Raw genomic sequence first — 15,338 nt, 5'->3', positions numbered from 1 at the left:
TGACGGCATCTTTGTACGATGATAGGACATTGATGGCGCCCGGGTGGGCGCGACGAGGAGGGCTGTCGATCCATGAACCTGCACGCCTACGCCGGGGCCGTGCTCCCCGCCGACGCCGAGCGAGCCACCCTGGTGGCCCGTGTGTTCGACCCCGCGGTCGGCGGACCGTGCGTCGCGGCGATCCGGGGTGACCGCGCCGTGGACCTGACCCACGTCGTTCCGACGGTCTCCGAGCTGCTGGACCGGCCGGACGCGGTCTCGATCGTCCGCACGCGCGAGGGCGGCGGTCACTGGGAGCTGTCCGCGCTGATCGACGCCACCCTGCGGCGCGACCGGACCGCCCCGCACCTGCTGGCCCCGGTCGACCTGCAGGTCGTCAAGGCGGCGGGCGTGACGTTCGTCCGCAGCATGCTCGAGCGCGTGATCGAAGAGCGCGCGAAGGGGGACCCCGGCCGGGCCGAGGAGATCAGGTCCCGGATCGCCGAGGTGGTCCGCGGCCGGATCGCCCAGCTGCGGCCCGGATCGCCGGAGGCGGCCCGGGTCAAGGAGGTGCTGGTCGAGGAGGGCCTGTGGTCGCAGTACCTGGAGGTCGGCATCGGTGAGGATCCGGAGATCTTCACCAAGGCGCCCGTGCTGTCCGCGGTCGGCACCGGCGCGGAGATCGGCGTGCTGGCCCGCTCGACCTGGAACAACCCGGAGCCCGAGCTCGTGCTCGCGGTCAGCTCGTCCGGCACGCCGGTGGCCGCGACCCTGGGCAACGACGTGAACCTGCGCGACTTCGAGGGACGCAGCGCGCTGTTGCTCACCGAGGCCAAGGACAACAACGCATCCTGCGCGATCGGCCCGTTCCTGCGGCTGTTCGACGACGGCTTCACGCTGGACGACGCGCGGGCCACCGAGGTCGCGCTGGACATCACCGGCGGCGACGGCTTCACCCTGCACGGCGTGAACCCGGTGAGCGAGATCAGCCGGGACCTCACCGACCTGATCCGGCACGCGCACGGCGCCCACCACAGCTACCCCGACGGGTTCGTCCTGTTCACCGGCACGATGTTCGCGCCGACCGAGGACCGCGGCGAGCCGGGGCAGGGCTTCACCCACCGGCAGGGCGACGTCGTCGCGATCAGCTCGCCCGCGCTGGGCACCCTGGTCAACGTCGTCACCACCGCGGAAGCGGCCGAGGACTGGACCTTCGGCATCCGGGCGCTGATGGCCAACCTCGCCGAGCGCGGCCTGCTGCGGCGCGCGGCGGAGGTGGTCTCGTGACCCGGGTGGTCGTCACCGATCACGCCTTCGGCGGGGTGGCGGCGGAGGCGGCCGTCGCCGAGCGCTTCGGCGCGGAGTTCTCGGTGCACGCCTGCCGCGGCGAGGGCGAGACGATCCGCGCGGTGGCCGGCGCCGACGTGGCGTTCGTGAACTTCGCCCCGGTGACCGACGCGGTGCTCGCGGCGATGGCGCCCGGCGCGACGGTGATCCGCTACGGCATCGGCTACGACAACGTGGACGTCGCCGCGGCCGAGGCGCGCGGGATCTCGGTGGCCACGGTGCCGGACTACGGCAGCGACACCGTCGCCGACCACACCGTCGCCCTGCTGCTGACCCTGCTGCGCAAGATCCCGGCGTACGACCGCCGCATCCGCGAGACCGGCTGGTGCGCCGCGAGTGATCTCGGCTCGATTCCCGGCTTCGCCGACACCACGGTCGGACTGGTCGGCCTGGGCCGGATCGGGCTCGCCGTGCGCCGCAGGCTCGCCGCGTTCGGGTTCCGCGTGCTCGCCCACGACCCCTACGCCGAGCCCGCCGACGGGATCACCCTCACCGACCTGGACACGCTGCTGCGCGAGTCGCACGCCGTCTCGCTGCACGCGCCGCTGACCCCGCAGACGCGGCACCTGCTCGGCTCGGCGGCGTTCGCCCGCATGCGCGAGGGCGCGGTGCTGGTCAACACCTCGCGTGGCGGGCTGGTCGACCACGACGCGCTCGCCGAGGCGGTGCGGGCGGGCCGGGTCGCCGCGGCCGCGCTGGACGTCTTCGACCCCGAACCGCTCGCCGCGGACTCGCCACTGCGCGAGCTGCCGCAGATCCTGTTCACCCCGCACGCCGCGTTCTATTCGGACAGTTCGCTGGCCGCGCTGCAACGGCTGGCCGCGGAGGAGGCCGAACGGGCGCTGGCCGGGAAACCGTTGCGCTGTCCCGTGACCGGAGGAGGTGGCCGATGAGCCGCGCTGTCGATCCCCGCACCGGAGCCGCGATCGGCCCGGAGATCGCCGACACCACACCCGAGGAGATCCGCGAGGTGTGTTCGCGGGCGGCGCAGGCCGCGCCGTGGCTGGCTGGGCTGTCGTTCCCGGAGCGCGCCGCGCTGCTCGCGGCTCTCGGCCAGGCGCTGCGCGACCACTCCGGCGAGCTCGTGGAACTGGCCGACGCCGAAACCGCGCTCGGCGCGCCGCGCCTGACCGGCGAGCTCGCCCGCACCGCCGCGCAGTTCGACCTGTTCGCGGAGGTGCTCCGGGACGGCGCGTTCTGCGAGGCCACCATCGACAGGCCGAACCCGGAGGCGGTGCCCCCGCACACCGATCTGCGCCGCATGCTCGTCCCGCTGGGGCCGGTGGCGGTCTTCGCCGCGTCCAACTTCCCGTTCGCCTTTTCCGTGGCCGGCGGCGACACAGCGAGCTCCCTCGCCGCCGGCTGCCCGGTCGTCGTCAAGGCACACCCCGGGCATCCGGGGCTGTCGGTGCGCACCGCGGAGATCCTGGCCGGCGCCCTGTCCGCCGCCGGCGCCCCCGAGGGCGTACTGACCCTGGTGCACGGCGAGGCGGCGGGCCGGGCCCTGGTGGCGGATCCGGCGGTCACCGCCGTCGCGTTCACCGGCTCGCCCGGCGGTGGCCGGGCCCTGTTCGACGTCGCGATGTCGCGTCCTGATCCGATCCCGTTCTACGGCGAGCTGGGCAGCATCAACCCGGTCGTCGTGACGGCCGCCGCGGGCGCGGCCCGGCCGGACGAGATCGCGGACGGTCTGGCGGGCAGCGCGATGCTCGGCAGCGGGCAGTTCTGCACCAAGCCCGGTCTGGTGTTCGTGCCCGAGGCGGCGGGCCTGCCCGCCCGGGTGGCGGAGCGGGTGGCCGCGGCGACGGCCGGTCCGCTGCTCACGGCGCGGATCGAATCCGGATTCCGCGAGGGCCTGCGGCGGCTGCTGAAGGTCCCGGGAGTGCGCGCCCTGCTGGACGGGCCGGACCCGGACGGCGGCGGGCACCGGGTGGCCCCGCAGGTGGTGACGGCCGACGCGCGGACGTTCCTGGCCAACGCCGCCGTCCTGACCGAGGAGTGCTTCGGCCCGGTGACGGTGCTCGTCACCTACTCGGCCGAGGAGGAACTCGCGGCCGCGCTCGCCCGGGTCCCGGGTTCGCTGACGGGCACGGTGCACGCCGAGCCGGACGACCCCGCCGCCGCTTCCGTCGTGGCGGCGCTCGGAGCCAGGGTGGGGCGCCTCATCCACAACGGCTGGCCCACCGGGGTGGCGGTGACCTGGTCGCAGCACCACGGCGGCCCCTGGCCCGCGACGACGGCGGTCCTGCACACGTCGGTGGGCGCCACGGCGATCCGGCGGTTCCTGCGCCCCATCACCTACCAGGACGTGCCCGAGCCGCTGCTACCCGCCGCACTCCGCGACGGCAACCCGCTGGGCATCCCGCGCCGCGTCGACGGCGTGCTCACCCCGGGCCCGAATGGCGGCCGGGCCGGCTGATCCCGCCGTCCGGCGGTGTGACCGTGATCGTTGACTCCCAGGCCCGCATGCCGTTACGTTTCTGAATCAGTAACATCGGTCTCGAGTCGGCGTCGTCCCTGGCGAAACGCACAGGCAGGAGAACGGTCATGTCGAACCTGGCCACCGTGCTCGACGTCTCCGCCGGGCGCTTCGGTGAACGGGAGTTCCTCGTCGCCGGAGCGCGCCGGCTGACGTTCGCGGAGGTCTCGCGGCGATCCGCGGCGATGGCGCGGCGCCTGGTGGACTCCGGGGTCGCGCCGGGCGACAAGGTCGCGCTGTCGTGCCCGAACGTCCCGGAGTTCACCATCGCGTACTGGGCGGTGCTGCGCGCGGGCGGGGTGGTGGTGCCGCTCAACGTGCTGCTGCGCGCCCGGGAGATCGCCTACCACCTCGACGACTCGGACGCGGTCGCCTACCTGGTGCACGAAGATCCCGCTGACCCCCGTCTCGCCGAAACCGCGCGGGAGGGCTTCGCGAAGGCCGCGGAGTGCGACCGCTTCTGGACCATCGGGGTCGACGAGGCGGGGGAGACGACGTGGTGCGGCGAGCCGCTGGCCGGTCCCGCGTCGTTCGGCACTGTCGCGCGCGAGGACGGCGACACCGCCGTCATCCTCTACACCTCCGGAACCACCGGGCGCCCCAAGGGCGCCGAGCTCACCCATCGCAACCTGCTGCTCAACGCACGGGCCGCCGCCTCGGTGTACGAGCTCGACCCCGCCCGGCCGGACACCCACCTGCTGGTCGCCCCGCTGTTCCATTCGCTCGGGCAGACCTGCGTCCAGAACGCCTCGACGCTGTTCGGCTGCACCATCGTCATGGTGCCCAGGTTCGACGCCGTCGAGGCGCTGCGGCTCATGCTCGACGAGCACGTCACGATCTTCGCCGGGGTCCCGACGATGTTCTGGGCACTGCTGCAGGCCCTCGACGATCTGCCGGGCCGGGACCGCCTGTACGGGCGGCTTCGGGTCGCCGCCTCGGGCGGGTCGGCCCTGCCGGTCGAGCTGCACAAGGAGTTCGAAACCCGTTTCGGGACCTCGATCCTGGAGGGCTACGGCTTGTCCGAGACTTCCCCGATGGCCAGTCACACCCGGCTCGGCGAGCCGGTCCGGGCCGGGTCGATCGGACGCCCCGTCGACGGCGTCGAGATGAAGCTGATCGCGGAGGACTGGACGACGCTCCCCGACGACCCGGAGGTGGTCGGGGAGATCGCCATCCGCGGGCACAACGTCATGAAGGGCTACTACAAGCGGCCCGAGGCGACGGCCGATGCCGTTCGCGACGGATGGTTCCGCACGGGAGACCTGGCACGCAAGGACTCCGACGGCTTCTACCACATCGTCGGGCGCTCCAAGGACCTCATCATCCGCGGCGGCTACAACGTCTACCCGCGCGAGATCGAGGAGGTCTTCATGGAGCACCCGGCCGTGTCGCTCGTCGCGGTGATCGGGGTCCCGCACCCGTCGCACGGCCAGGAGATCAAGGCCGTCGTCGTGCCCGCCGAGGGCCACGAGGCCCTCCGGCCCGAGGACCTGGTGGACTGGGGCCGGCGGCAGCTGGCGGCCTACAAGTACCCGAGGATCGTCGAGCTGAGGGACGAGCTGCCGATGACGTCGACCGGCAAGATCCTCAAACGGGAGATTTCCTGAACGCCCCGGGGCGTCCGGAGAAGCGGATTGGCCCCGGCCGAGCTGCTCATCGAGCCGCGCCGGCACGGCGCAGGTGGGCCAGGAGCGCTTCGTTCACCGTGTCCGGGGCCTGCTGGTGCACCCAGTGCCCGGCTCCGTCCACGACGAGGGTGCGGAGATCCTCGAACGCCCGCGCGCCCGATTCGGGCCGCATGAAGGTGGTCACCGGGTCCGCGCTGCCCGTGAGGAACAGCGAGGGCTGCTGGATGACCCGTTCCGGTGCCGCCTTCGTTTCGCGCCAGTTGTCGTCGATGTTGCGGTAGTAGTTCAGCCCGCCCGCGAAGCCTGTCTCGCGGAAGCGCTCGACGAGCCGGCGGAACAGGTCCGGCGGCAGCCACTCGGGCGGGCGGACGGGCTCGTCGCCGTCGAGGAGGTCGTAGCGATCGCCGAAGATGACGGCGAGCGAGCGGCCGGCATCGCGCATCAGCAGTGCCTCCGCGCGCCCGGCTTCCTGGAACCGGAGCTGGTAGAACTGCTCGCCCCAGCGTGCGCGCAGGATCTGCGTCGGCGGGGCGGGTGCCGGCGGGGCATACGGCACGCTGAGACCGGCCAGCGAGAGAACGGCGGCCGGGTGGTCGAGGCCGAGCTGCCAGACGCACGCGGCGCCCCAGTCGTGGCCGATGAAATGTGCCGCGTCGGCACCCTCGTGCTCGAGCAGGCCGATCAGGTCCAGCCCGACCGTGCGCAGGGCGTACGCCGATCGTTCGCCGGGGCGCGAGCTGCGGCCGTAGCCGCGCATGTCCGGAGCCAGCACCCGATAGCCGGCCTCGACCAGCGCGGGGATCTGCAGCCGCCAGGTGACGGCCAGGTCGGGAAATCCGTGCGCGAGCACGACGAGCGGCCCTTCGCCGGCCGCGGTCACGGCGAGCTCGACACCGTTCACTCGCCGCAGCTCGGACGATGTCCTCATGCCGCAGCCCGGTTGAGACGCACCAGCATCTTGCCGACGTTGGCGCCGGACAGCATCCCCAGCAGCGCCCCGACGGCGTTTTCGAGGCCGTCCACGACGGTGGTGGCCGGGACGAACGACCCGTCGGCGAGCCAGCCCCGGGCGAGGGCGATCCATTCCGGCCAGCGCTCCAGGTGGTCCAGCACGATGAGGCCGCGCAAGGTCAGTCGCTTCTTCGTGATCAGCGCGAGGTTGGCTGGGCCGGGCACGGGTCCGGCGGCGTTCGCCTGGGAGGCGGAGCCGCAGACCGCCACTCGTCCGCCGGTGCGCAGCGCGTCGAGGGCGGCTTCCAGCTGGTCCCCGCCGACGCTGTCCAGGTAGACGTCGATCCCGCCGGGGGCCGCGGCGCGCAGAGCGGGCCCGATCGGTCCCGACTTGTAGTCGATGGCCCGGTCGTAGCCGAGCTGTTCCACCAGCCGCCGTGCCTTTTCCGGTCCGCCTGCGGACCCGATCACCGCGGCGGCCCCGAGGTGACGGGCGACCCGGGCGGCCACCACGCCGACGGCGCCGGCGGCCGCCGAAATGAAGACGACGTCGCCGGGGTGCACGGGCGCGAACTCGCTCAGCGCCAGGTAGGCGGTGAGGCCGGGCATGCCGAGTGCGCCGAGGTAGTCCGAGCCGCGGACGCCCGTCGTGTCCAGGCGATGGGTTTCGCCCGCCCGGACCACGGCGTAGTCCCGCCAGCCGAAGTGGTGCCACACGACGTCTCCGTCGCGCAGCGTCCCGCTCCGCGACTTGACGACCGTGCCGACGGCCGCGCCTTCCAGGGGTGCGCCGAGGGCGAACGGCGGGAGGTAGGACGGCACGTCCCGCATGCGCCCGCGCATGGAGGGGTCGACGGACATCCAGTCGTTGCGCACCAGCACCTCTCCCGGCGCCGGCTCGGGCACGACGGTTTCCACCAAGGCGAAGTCCGACGGGGACGGCATCCCGGCCGGGCGTGCCACCAGATGAACCTCGCGGCTGGTCGTGCTCATCGATCCTGTCCTCCGCTCACTTCCCCAGTGGTGTTACGCTTTCAGAAACGTAACATACGCTTGCGGACATGTCGCTCACCCGGCTAGCCTTCGTGATCTGTTACACATTCAGTTACGTAACACCGTGAGGGAGGGGCAACGATGCCCATCACCACCAACGGAATCCACTACGAAGTGCGCGGTGACGGGCCGCGGACGATCGTCCTCCTGCCGGGCTTCGGGTGTTCGATCGAGTGCTGGGCCGGGGTGGTTCCCCTGCTCGACGGGTACCGCGCCGTCCTGATGGATCTCCCGGGGCACGCGGGGTCGGCCGGTGCGCGGGCCGACGGTGACCTGCCGGGTCTCGCGGAGACCGTTGCCGAGGCCTGCCGGGAAATCGGGCTCACCGGCTTCGTCGTGGCCGGGCTGTCGCTGGGCGGCGCCATCGCTGTGCGGATCGCGCTGGACCATCCCGGCGAGGTCGAGGCGGTCGTGGGCGTGATGCCGTGGAACGCGGGCGGTACTTCCCCCGGTGACCCCGTCATCGAAGGCTTCCACAGCGCCTTCGGCGACCTGGACACGATCACCGCGGGCATCGCGAGTATCTCGCAGGATCCCGCGAAGACGGCGGATCTGGTGCGCACGATGCCCACGGTCACCGAGCGGATGTGGCGTGGCTGGCTCGGCGGCGGGGTCCACACCAGCATGGCCGACGAGCTGCCCGGGTTGCGGGTCCCGCTGCTGTACCTCGTCGGCGGCAAGGACACCGTGGTCGACCTGGACAAGCAGATTTCGGACGTGCGGCGGGTCCCCGGCGGGCGCCTGGTGCTGCTCGCCGACGGCGGTCACCTCGCCTGCTACGAGACACCCGAAGCCGTGGCGCGGGAAATGCGCCAGTTCCTCGACGCCCGCGCGGTCGCGGGCGTCTGACGATCAGGACAGCAGCCGCCGGATCGCCGCGCCGACCTTGGCGGCGTCCGGCTCGCCGCCGGTGATCATGTCGACGTAGCAGAACGACTCGGCGATGCGGACCACGAGGTAGGCGAGATCCTCGACCGGGAGCCCGCCGGGCGGATCAGGCAGCTCGTCGCGCAGCAGGTCGGCCACGTACCCGATGAAGTTGTGCTGGAGTTCGCTGCTGCGGGTGGTGAGGATCCGCAGCGCGATCTCACCTTCCTGCTGCAGGAACGTCTTCATGAACGGCGCATCCAGGACACTGGCGATGAACCCCTCGAGGGTCTGGGCCACGGCGTCGATCCCGGTCGCCCTGGACTGGAGCCGGCAGCGGTCGAGGGTGGGTTTCGCCAGGGACCAGTTCACCTCGCCCAGCAGGCGGTCCCGGCTCCCGACCCAGCGGTTCAGCGTCATCCGGCTCACGCCGAGCTCGTTGGCCAGTGCCTGCATTTCGATCCGCGTTCCGCTGCGGAACTGCCGCCGCGCCAGCCGGATCGCGGCTTCCCGCCCCTGGGAAGCCGGCGCCGCCTCGTCCGGGTGCGGCGGGGATGCGGTCTGGCGTCGCGCGGCAGGCATGAACCGCAGCCTAGCCGGTGCGTGGGACACCAGGCGGCATCCTGGTCCGGCCGCCGAAGCGGCGCCGGTGCCGTCGGCCCGTGCGCTGAGGACGCGGGCCTTCCCGCCCCAACTCCCGGATCCAGGTCACAGTCAGCGGCCCGGCACCACACCAGACTCCTGCTCACGGAACGAGACCGGAACGGCGAGGGTGAGCGGAGATGGTGGTGTACGTACCCGACGGTGGACCAGGGGTGCCACAGCTGGACAGGGCCGAAGACCTGGGCGCGTTGTCGGTCCGTGCCGCGGCGGGCTCGCCGCGGTGGGAGCTCCTGTCGCGGGCACTGGAAGCCGCCGGTGCGGGCGAGGTCGCCGGCGACCACGTCTGGCTCGACGTCTCCTGGCTGCGCTCCGCCGCTGGTGATCGTGATCAGGACTGGCACGACGGGTTCACCCGCATGCTCGCCCACGCCGCACGCCAGGGCTGGGTCAGCGCCGACGGTGGCCGGGTCCGGGCGCACGTCTCCTGGGGGCGGTGACCGTGCCCGGGAAGTTCGACGGCAGGACCGCGATCGTCACCGGTGCCAGCCGCGGCATCGGGTTCGCCATCGCCGAACGGCTGGTCGCCGAAGGAGCGCGGGTGGTGATCACCGCGCGCAAGAAGGAGGCGCTGGAGGAGGCCGTCGCTCGCCTCGGTGGCCCGGAGGTGGCGCTCGCCGTGGCGGGCAAGGCCGACGACACCGCGCACCAGGCGGAGGCGGCCGGTCAGGCCGTGGAACGGTTCGGCAGTCTCGACATGCTGGTGAACAACGCGGGCGTCAACCCGTGGTACGGGCCGATGGTCGAGCTCGACCTCGATGTGGCCCGCAAGGTCGTCGAGGTCAACTGCATCGCGGCGTTGTCCTGGGTGCAGCACGCGCACCGCGCGTGGATGGGGGAGCACGGCGGGGCGGTCGTGAACGTCGCGTCCCATTCGGCCATTGCGCCCGCGCCGGGTGTCGGCTTCTACGGTGCCAGCAAGGCCATGCTCGTCGCGATGACCAGGCTGCTGGCCGTCGAGCTGGGCCCGCGCATCCGGGTGAACGCGGTCGCGCCCGCGGTGGTGAAGACCAAGTTCGCCGCGGCCCTGTACGAAGGCCGGGAGGAGCAGCTGGCCGCGGCCTACCCGCTCAAGCGCCTGGGCGAGCCGGACGACATCGGCGGGGCCGTCGCGTTCCTGCTGTCGGCGGACGCGTCGTTGCTGACCGGCCACCTGCTCGTCGTCGACGGCGGCGTGACCCTGGCCGGGGCGACCGCATGACGGTCGCGGGTCAGGGCGTCGTCGTCACCGGCGCCGCGGGCGGGATCGGCAAGGCGCTGGCCGCGCGGCTGGCCGCCGGGGGAGCGCGCGTCGTGGTGAACGACCTGGATCCGGTCGCGACGGAGGCGGCGGCCGCGGAGATCGGTGCGCTCGCCGTGCCGGGCGACGCCGCGTCCGTGGCCGGGGCCGTGGCCCTCGTCTCGGCCGCGCGTGATCACCTCGGCCAGGTCGACGCCTGGTTCGCCAACGCGGGCATCGTCCGCGGCTACGGCCTGGACGCCAGCGAGGCAGCCTGGGCGGCGAGCTGGGAGGTCAACACGATGGCGCACGTCCGCGCCGCCCGGCTGCTGGTGCCGGAGTGGCTGGAGCGTGGTCGCGGGCGGTTCGTGGTGACCGCGTCGGCGGCGGGGCTTCTGACCGCGCTCGGGACAGCGACCTACTCGGTGAGCAAACACGCTGTGGTCGCCTTCGCCGAGTGGCTGTCCGTGACCTACCGGCACCGCGGAATCGTGGTCCAGGCGATCTGTCCGCAGGGGGTGCGGACCGGCATGCTCGCGGCCAGCGGTCCCATGCGGTCGGTGCTGGCCGACGGCGCGGTGACCCCCGAGGACGTGGCCGAGGTGACGTGGCAGGCGCTGCACGACGACCGCTTCCTGATCCTCCCGCATCCCGAGGCAGGAGACCACTACCGAAACCGGGCCGCCGACACCGACCGCTGGCTCGGCGGGATGAACAAGCTGCAGCGGCACCTGGAACGGGCGGCCCCGTGACTCACCTTCCGGGCCTGGACCTGACCAGGCTGGCCCGCTGGCTCGCGGCTGAGCGGCCGGGGCTGGCCCGACCGACGCTGTCGGCGCGCCTCCTCGCGGGCGGCCGGTCGAACCTGACGTACGAGGTCGGTGACGGCGAGCGCGCCTGGGTGCTGCGCAGGCCGCCGGTCGGACCCGTGCCCGCCACCGCTCACGACGTGGCGCGCGAATACCGAGTCATGGCAGCGCTGGCGGGCACCGCCGTGCCGGTGCCCGCGATGTACGCGCTGTGCACGGACGACTCGGTGATCGGGGCGCCCTTCTACCTCATGGAGAAGGTCGGCGGGACCCCGTTCCGGAGCGCGGCGGCGCTGGCGCGGCTCGGGCCGGACCGGGTCCGCCGGATCTCGCTCCGCGTCGTCGACACGCTGGTGGCACTGCACGACGTCGACCCGGCCGAGGTGGGGCTGGCGGACTTCGGTCGCGCCGACGGGTTCCTGGACCGGCAGGTGCGGCGCTGGAGCGCGCAGCTGGCGGCAGCCGGCAGCGGCGACCTGCGGTCGGCCGGGGAACTGCGCTCCCGGCTGGCGTCGAACGTCCCTGCCCATTCCGGGGTCGGCATCGTGCACGGTGACTACCGCCTCGACAACGTGCTCGTCGACTCCGCCGACCGCCCGGCGGCCGTGATCGACTGGGAGATGGCCACGATCGGCGATCCGCTGACGGACCTCGCACTGCTGATCGCCTACCAGAAACTGAGCCGGCTCCCGGGCGGGGACCTCGTCACCGACGCCGCCTCGGCGCCGGGACACCTCACCGAGGACGAAGTGCGAGAGCGGTACCGCTCGCGCAGTGGCCGCGACCCGGCGCACTTCGGCTTCCACCTCGGCCTCGCCTGCTACAAGCTGGCGGCGATCGTCGAGGGGATCCGCCACCGGCACCTGCACGGGCAGACCGTGGGCGCCGGGTTCGACGGGATCGGCGCGCTGACCGGGCCCCTGCTGGAGATCGGGCTGGCTGCCCTGAAGGAGGACGGCTGATGCACTTCGGCTACGACGATCGCACCGAGGACCTGCGCGGGCGGCTCCTGGAGTTCATGGAGACGCACGTCCACCCGGCGGAGCCGGTGTTCGAACGGCAACTGTCCGAGCTGGACGATCCGTGGGCGTGGGACTCCGCACCCGTGCTGTCCGAACTGCGGGCGGAGGCGCGCAACCGGGGGCTGTGGAACCTGTTCCTCCCCGGGGCGGACGGCGCCGGCCTCACCAACCAGCAGTACGCGCCGCTGGCCGAGATCACCGGCCGGAGCCCGCACCTGGCGCCCGCCGCGCTCAACTGCGCCGCACCGGACACCGGCAACATGGAACTGCTCTCGCAGTTCGGCACCGACGCGCAGAAACGCCAGTGGCTGGAACCGCTGCTGTCCGGGCGGATCCGGTCGTCGTTCGCGATGACCGAACCCGATGTCGCGTCCTCCGACGCCACCAACGTCGCCACCCGCATCGAGCGCGACGGCGACCACTACGTGATCAACGGGCGCAAGTGGTGGATCACCGGGGCGATGAACCCGAACGCCGCGATCTTCGTCGTCATGGGCAAGACCGATCCGCACGCCGAGCGGCACCGCCAGCAGTCCATGATCCTCGTCCCGCGGGACACGCCCGGCGTCCGCGTGACCCGGGCGATGCGCGTTCTGGGCTACGACGACCGCGAACACGGTGGGCACGCCGAACTGCGTTTCGACGACGTCCGGGTGCCCGCCGGAAACCTCATCGGTGGCGAAGGCGACGGCTTCGCGATCGCACAGGCCCGGCTCGGCCCTGGCCGCATCCACCACTGCATGCGGGCGATCGGGGTGGCCGAACGCGCGCTCGAGCTGATGTGCGCCCGCGCGGAGGAGCGGGTCGCGTTCGGCAAGCCGCTGTCCGGCCAGGGAGTCGTCCGCGACTGGATCGCCGAATCCCGCGTCCGGATCGAGCAGCTGCGCCTGCTCACCCTCAAGGCGGCCTGGCTGATGGACACTCGGGGCAACAAGGCCGCGCACACCGAGATCCAGGCGATCAAGATCGCGACCCCGGTGACCGTCCAGTGGGTGCTCGACAAGGCGATCCAGGTGCACGGTGGGGGTGGGTTGTCGCAGGACTTCCCGCTCGCCTACGGCTACGCGCTCGCCCGCATGCTCCGATTCGTCGACGGGCCGGACGAGGTCCACAAGGACGCCCTCGCCCGCCGCGAACTGCGCAAGGCCGCCTCGGCTCGGCGACCGGCACCCGCGGCGCAGCGGTAGGGAGCCCGGCCGAAGTCCCGGACCCAGGTCACAGTCTTCGCCGCCGCCGGGCGGCAAGCTTCAGCTACCAGGCCCCGCTGGGGGCATTGTTGGGAGGCATTGTGCAGACGCTCGATCTTGTCGGCGCCGAGGCCGGCGTCGAGTTCGGGGCCGGCGTGCACCTCGACGCTCGCCGCGCGGGCAACGGCAGCCGGGTCGCCCTGGTCCTGCCCGGCGCAGAGCGGGCCGAGGAGAACGCCGCGTTCGTGGCGGCGCTCGCGAAGGACTACTCGGTGGTCGCGCCGAGTCACCCGGGCTTCGGCCGTTCGCCCCGGCCGGACTGGTGCACGTCCGTCGACGACCTGGCCTACCTCTACCTCGACTGGCTGGACCGGTCCGGGCTGACCGACGTCACCGTCGTCGGCCTCCAGTTCGGCGGCTGGGTCGCCATGGAGATGGCGGTGCGGAGCTGCGCGCGGATCGGCCGTCTCGTGCTCGTCGGCTCGGTGGGGGTCAAGATCGGCGGACCGCTCGACCGCGAGATCGCCGACCTCTTCGCGATGCCGCGGACCGAGCTGGACAAGCGCCTCTACGCGGACACGAGCTTCGCGCTGGGCGACCTCGCGCACGCGCGGGACGAGGACGTTCTCGAGGTGGCGCGCAACGAAGAGGCTCTCGCGTTGTACGGCTGGGAGCCCTACCTGCACAACCCGCGGCTGCGCCACTGGCTGTGGCGCATCCGCGTGCCGTCCCTGGTGATCTGGGGTGGGCAGGACGGCATCGTCGCGCCCGGCTACGGCCGCGAGCTGGCCGCGCGGATCCCCGGCGCGCGTTTCGAGCGCCTCGACCGGGCCGGGCACCGCGCACAGGTGGAATGCCCGGCGGAGATCGCCGAGCTGATCTCCGTCTCCGCCGCCTGACCCCGACCAACCAGAAAGGGAGCGTTCCCGTGCAGTACTGGCATTTCAGCGAAGCGGCCTACCCGTACCTGCCGGACCCCGAGACCTACGAATCGGTGCGGGTCACCCTGCCCAACGGCGTCATCGACCCCGCTCGCGCCGCGGCGCTGTGGGACCGCTACATCCGCGAGTGGCAGGTCGCGGACGAATGCGGGCTGAACGTGATGGTCAACGAACACCACTCGACCGCGACGTGCATGAACTCCGCCGCTCCCGTGATCGCCGGAGCGCTCGCGCGGCTGACCACCAACGCGCGGATCCTGATCCTGGGCAACCCCGTCGCGAACCGCACCGACCCCGTGCGCATCGCCGAGGAAATGGCCCTGCTGGACCTGCTCAGCCACGGCCGTCTCGAGGCCGGATTCGTGCGGGGCGTGCAGTACGAGGTCGCCGCCACCAATTCCCGGCCGGTGCGGATGTCCGAGCGCATGTGGGAGGCGGTCGAGCTCATCACGCGAGCCTGGTCGGCGCACGACGGCCCGTTCAACTGGGAGGGCGAGTTCTTCCACCACCGCCAGGTCAACATCTGGCCGAGGCCCCACCAGCAGCCCGGCCCGCCCGTGTGGGTCACCGCGGTGAACCCGGCCAGCGTGCCGAGGATCGCCGACCACGGCTACCGGGTCGGCACCTTCCTGTCGGGGTTCGACGGGACCAGGGCGGTGTTCCAGGCCTACCGCGACCACTGCGCCGCGACGGGCAAGCCCGCGCCGGGCGACGAGATGTTCGGCTACGCGGCGCTGGTCTACACCGGACGGACCGACGATGAGGGCTTCGAAGGGGCTCGCGAACTGCTCTGGTACCTGCACAGCAACAAGGTGGCCAAGCAGTTCGCCTACCCGCCGGGATACCTGCCCTACCACGTCCGGGCCGTGGGCCTGCGGGGACCGTTGACGTCGATGCCCGGCTCCCCGGCGTCCTCGCCGATCCCCGACGTGACCGCGATGTCGCTCGCCGAGCTCATCGAACGCGGAATCGTGTTCGCCGGCAGCGCCGCCACCGTCGCCGGGCAGATCGAGCGCTTCTACGAGCACGTCGGCGGGTTCGGGCACCTGCTGCTCATGGGCCAGGCAGGTCACCTCGGGCACGAGGACACGGTCCGGGGGATCGCCAACTTCGCCGAGGGTGTCGCGCCCTTGGTCGACCGCGTGACGGGCGGGCTCGCCGTTCAGTCGAAGTAGGGTAACTGCTGCCTATCGGAG

Annotated in this window: 15 protein-coding genes; 12 read left to right on the top strand and 3 right to left on the bottom strand. The window is 72.4% G+C overall.

Going from position 1 to position 15,338, the window contains the following annotated elements:
* Window positions 1-72: 72 nt before the first annotated feature.
* The 4 genes from L2C96_RS15280 (at window position 73) to L2C96_RS15265 (ending at window position 5,412) form a co-directional block, all read left to right on the top strand.
* A complete protein-coding gene (locus tag L2C96_RS15280) occupies window positions 73-1,266 on the top strand; it encodes a fumarylacetoacetate hydrolase family protein (protein WP_237336609.1) in 1,194 nt (397 codons plus the stop codon).
* On the top strand, window positions 1,263-2,219 hold the full coding sequence (locus L2C96_RS15275; RefSeq protein WP_237336608.1) for a C-terminal binding protein: 957 nt from the start codon (window positions 1,263-1,265) through the stop codon (window positions 2,217-2,219). Before L2C96_RS15280 ends, L2C96_RS15275 begins: the two co-directional genes overlap by 4 nt.
* On the top strand, window positions 2,216-3,745 hold the full coding sequence (locus L2C96_RS15270) for an aldehyde dehydrogenase (NADP(+)) (protein ID WP_237336607.1): 1,530 nt from the start codon (window positions 2,216-2,218) through the stop codon (window positions 3,743-3,745). Before L2C96_RS15275 ends, L2C96_RS15270 begins: the two co-directional genes overlap by 4 nt.
* Window positions 3,746-3,873: 128 nt before the next feature.
* Window positions 3,874-5,412, top strand: a complete 1,539-nt coding sequence (locus tag L2C96_RS15265) for a long-chain-fatty-acid--CoA ligase (protein WP_237336606.1) — start codon at window positions 3,874-3,876, stop codon at window positions 5,410-5,412.
* 46 nt (window positions 5,413-5,458) lie between these two features.
* Here the strand turns inward: L2C96_RS15265 and L2C96_RS15260 are convergent, their stop codons facing one another.
* Complete coding sequence (locus tag L2C96_RS15260) at window positions 5,459-6,334, bottom strand: alpha/beta fold hydrolase (protein WP_020417157.1); 876 nt, start codon at window positions 6,332-6,334, stop codon at window positions 5,459-5,461.
* Between the two features lie 23 nt (window positions 6,335-6,357).
* Window positions 6,358-7,377 carry an NADP-dependent oxidoreductase gene (locus tag L2C96_RS15255; protein ID WP_237336605.1) on the bottom strand — a complete coding sequence of 340 codons (1,020 nt, stop codon included), beginning with the start codon at window positions 7,375-7,377 and terminating at the stop codon, window positions 6,358-6,360.
* 141 nt (window positions 7,378-7,518) lie between these two features.
* Here L2C96_RS15255 and L2C96_RS15250 point away from each other — a divergent pair, with 141 nt between their 5' ends.
* Window positions 7,519-8,286: an alpha/beta fold hydrolase gene (locus tag L2C96_RS15250; RefSeq protein ID WP_237336604.1), complete on the top strand. Its 768-nt coding sequence runs from the start codon at window positions 7,519-7,521 to the stop codon at window positions 8,284-8,286.
* A gap of 3 nt (window positions 8,287-8,289) precedes the next feature.
* Here L2C96_RS15250 and L2C96_RS15245 read toward each other — a convergent pair whose 3' ends face one another.
* Window positions 8,290-8,886: a QsdR family transcriptional regulator gene (locus tag L2C96_RS15245; protein WP_237336603.1), complete on the bottom strand. Its 597-nt coding sequence runs from the start codon at window positions 8,884-8,886 to the stop codon at window positions 8,290-8,292.
* A gap of 233 nt (window positions 8,887-9,119) precedes the next feature.
* On the opposite strand from L2C96_RS15245, the gene L2C96_RS15240 reads away from it, so the two are divergent.
* The 7 genes from L2C96_RS15240 (at window position 9,120) to L2C96_RS15210 (ending at window position 15,317) form a co-directional block, all read left to right on the top strand.
* The gene (locus L2C96_RS15240) at window positions 9,120-9,404 is read left to right on the top strand and encodes a hypothetical protein (protein ID WP_237336602.1); all 285 of its coding nucleotides are present in this window, start codon (window positions 9,120-9,122) and stop codon (window positions 9,402-9,404) included.
* Between the two features lie 2 nt (window positions 9,405-9,406).
* Window positions 9,407-10,165, top strand: coding sequence for an SDR family oxidoreductase (locus tag L2C96_RS15235; RefSeq protein ID WP_237336641.1), 759 nt, complete (start codon window positions 9,407-9,409; stop codon window positions 10,163-10,165).
* The gene (locus L2C96_RS15230) at window positions 10,162-10,935 is read left to right on the top strand and encodes an SDR family NAD(P)-dependent oxidoreductase (RefSeq protein WP_237336601.1); all 774 of its coding nucleotides are present in this window, start codon (window positions 10,162-10,164) and stop codon (window positions 10,933-10,935) included. Before L2C96_RS15235 ends, L2C96_RS15230 begins: the two co-directional genes overlap by 4 nt.
* Entirely contained in the window at window positions 10,932-11,954 is a 1,023-nt protein-coding gene (locus L2C96_RS15225) for a phosphotransferase family protein (RefSeq protein ID WP_237336600.1), read from the top strand. The genes L2C96_RS15230 and L2C96_RS15225 overlap by 4 nt, the downstream gene beginning before the upstream one ends.
* Complete coding sequence (locus L2C96_RS15220; RefSeq protein ID WP_237336599.1) at window positions 11,954-13,201, top strand: acyl-CoA dehydrogenase family protein; 1,248 nt, start codon at window positions 11,954-11,956, stop codon at window positions 13,199-13,201. The genes L2C96_RS15225 and L2C96_RS15220 overlap by 1 nt, the downstream gene beginning before the upstream one ends.
* A 101-nt stretch (window positions 13,202-13,302) precedes the next feature.
* Window positions 13,303-14,100 carry an alpha/beta fold hydrolase gene (locus tag L2C96_RS15215; protein ID WP_237336598.1) on the top strand — a complete coding sequence of 266 codons (798 nt, stop codon included), beginning with the start codon at window positions 13,303-13,305 and terminating at the stop codon, window positions 14,098-14,100.
* 29 nt (window positions 14,101-14,129) lie between these two features.
* Complete coding sequence (locus tag L2C96_RS15210; RefSeq protein WP_237336597.1) at window positions 14,130-15,317, top strand: LLM class flavin-dependent oxidoreductase; 1,188 nt, start codon at window positions 14,130-14,132, stop codon at window positions 15,315-15,317.
* Window positions 15,318-15,338 lie beyond the last annotated feature (21 nt).

Source organism: Amycolatopsis tucumanensis (genome assembly GCF_021654135.1).
In the GTDB taxonomy this organism is placed as follows: domain Bacteria; phylum Actinomycetota; class Actinomycetes; order Mycobacteriales; family Pseudonocardiaceae; genus Amycolatopsis_E; species Amycolatopsis_E tucumanensis.
The sequence above is the reverse complement of the archived record's forward strand: the minus strand, read 5'-3'. Positions and strand labels throughout refer to the sequence as shown.

Bases quoted from the DNA above. Each gene is read 5' to 3' on its own strand.
- L2C96_RS15280 (WP_237336609.1), top strand. From the start codon at position 73: ATGAACCTGCACGCCTACGCCGGGGCCGTGCTCCCCGCCGACGCCGAG.
- L2C96_RS15270 (WP_237336607.1), top strand. From the start codon at position 2,216: ATGAGCCGCGCTGTCGATCCCCGCACCGGAGCCGCGATCGGCCCGGAG.
- L2C96_RS15265 (WP_237336606.1), top strand. From the start codon at position 3,874: ATGTCGAACCTGGCCACCGTGCTCGACGTCTCCGCCGGGCGCTTCGGT.
- L2C96_RS15255 (WP_237336605.1), bottom strand. From the start codon at position 7,377: ATGAGCACGACCAGCCGCGAGGTTCATCTGGTGGCACGCCCGGCCGGG.
- L2C96_RS15250 (WP_237336604.1), top strand. From the start codon at position 7,519: ATGCCCATCACCACCAACGGAATCCACTACGAAGTGCGCGGTGACGGG.
- L2C96_RS15245 (WP_237336603.1), bottom strand. From the start codon at position 8,886: ATGCCTGCCGCGCGACGCCAGACCGCATCCCCGCCGCACCCGGACGAG.
- L2C96_RS15230 (WP_237336601.1), top strand. From the start codon at position 10,162: ATGACGGTCGCGGGTCAGGGCGTCGTCGTCACCGGCGCCGCGGGCGGG.
- L2C96_RS15220 (WP_237336599.1), top strand. From the start codon at position 11,954: ATGCACTTCGGCTACGACGATCGCACCGAGGACCTGCGCGGGCGGCTC.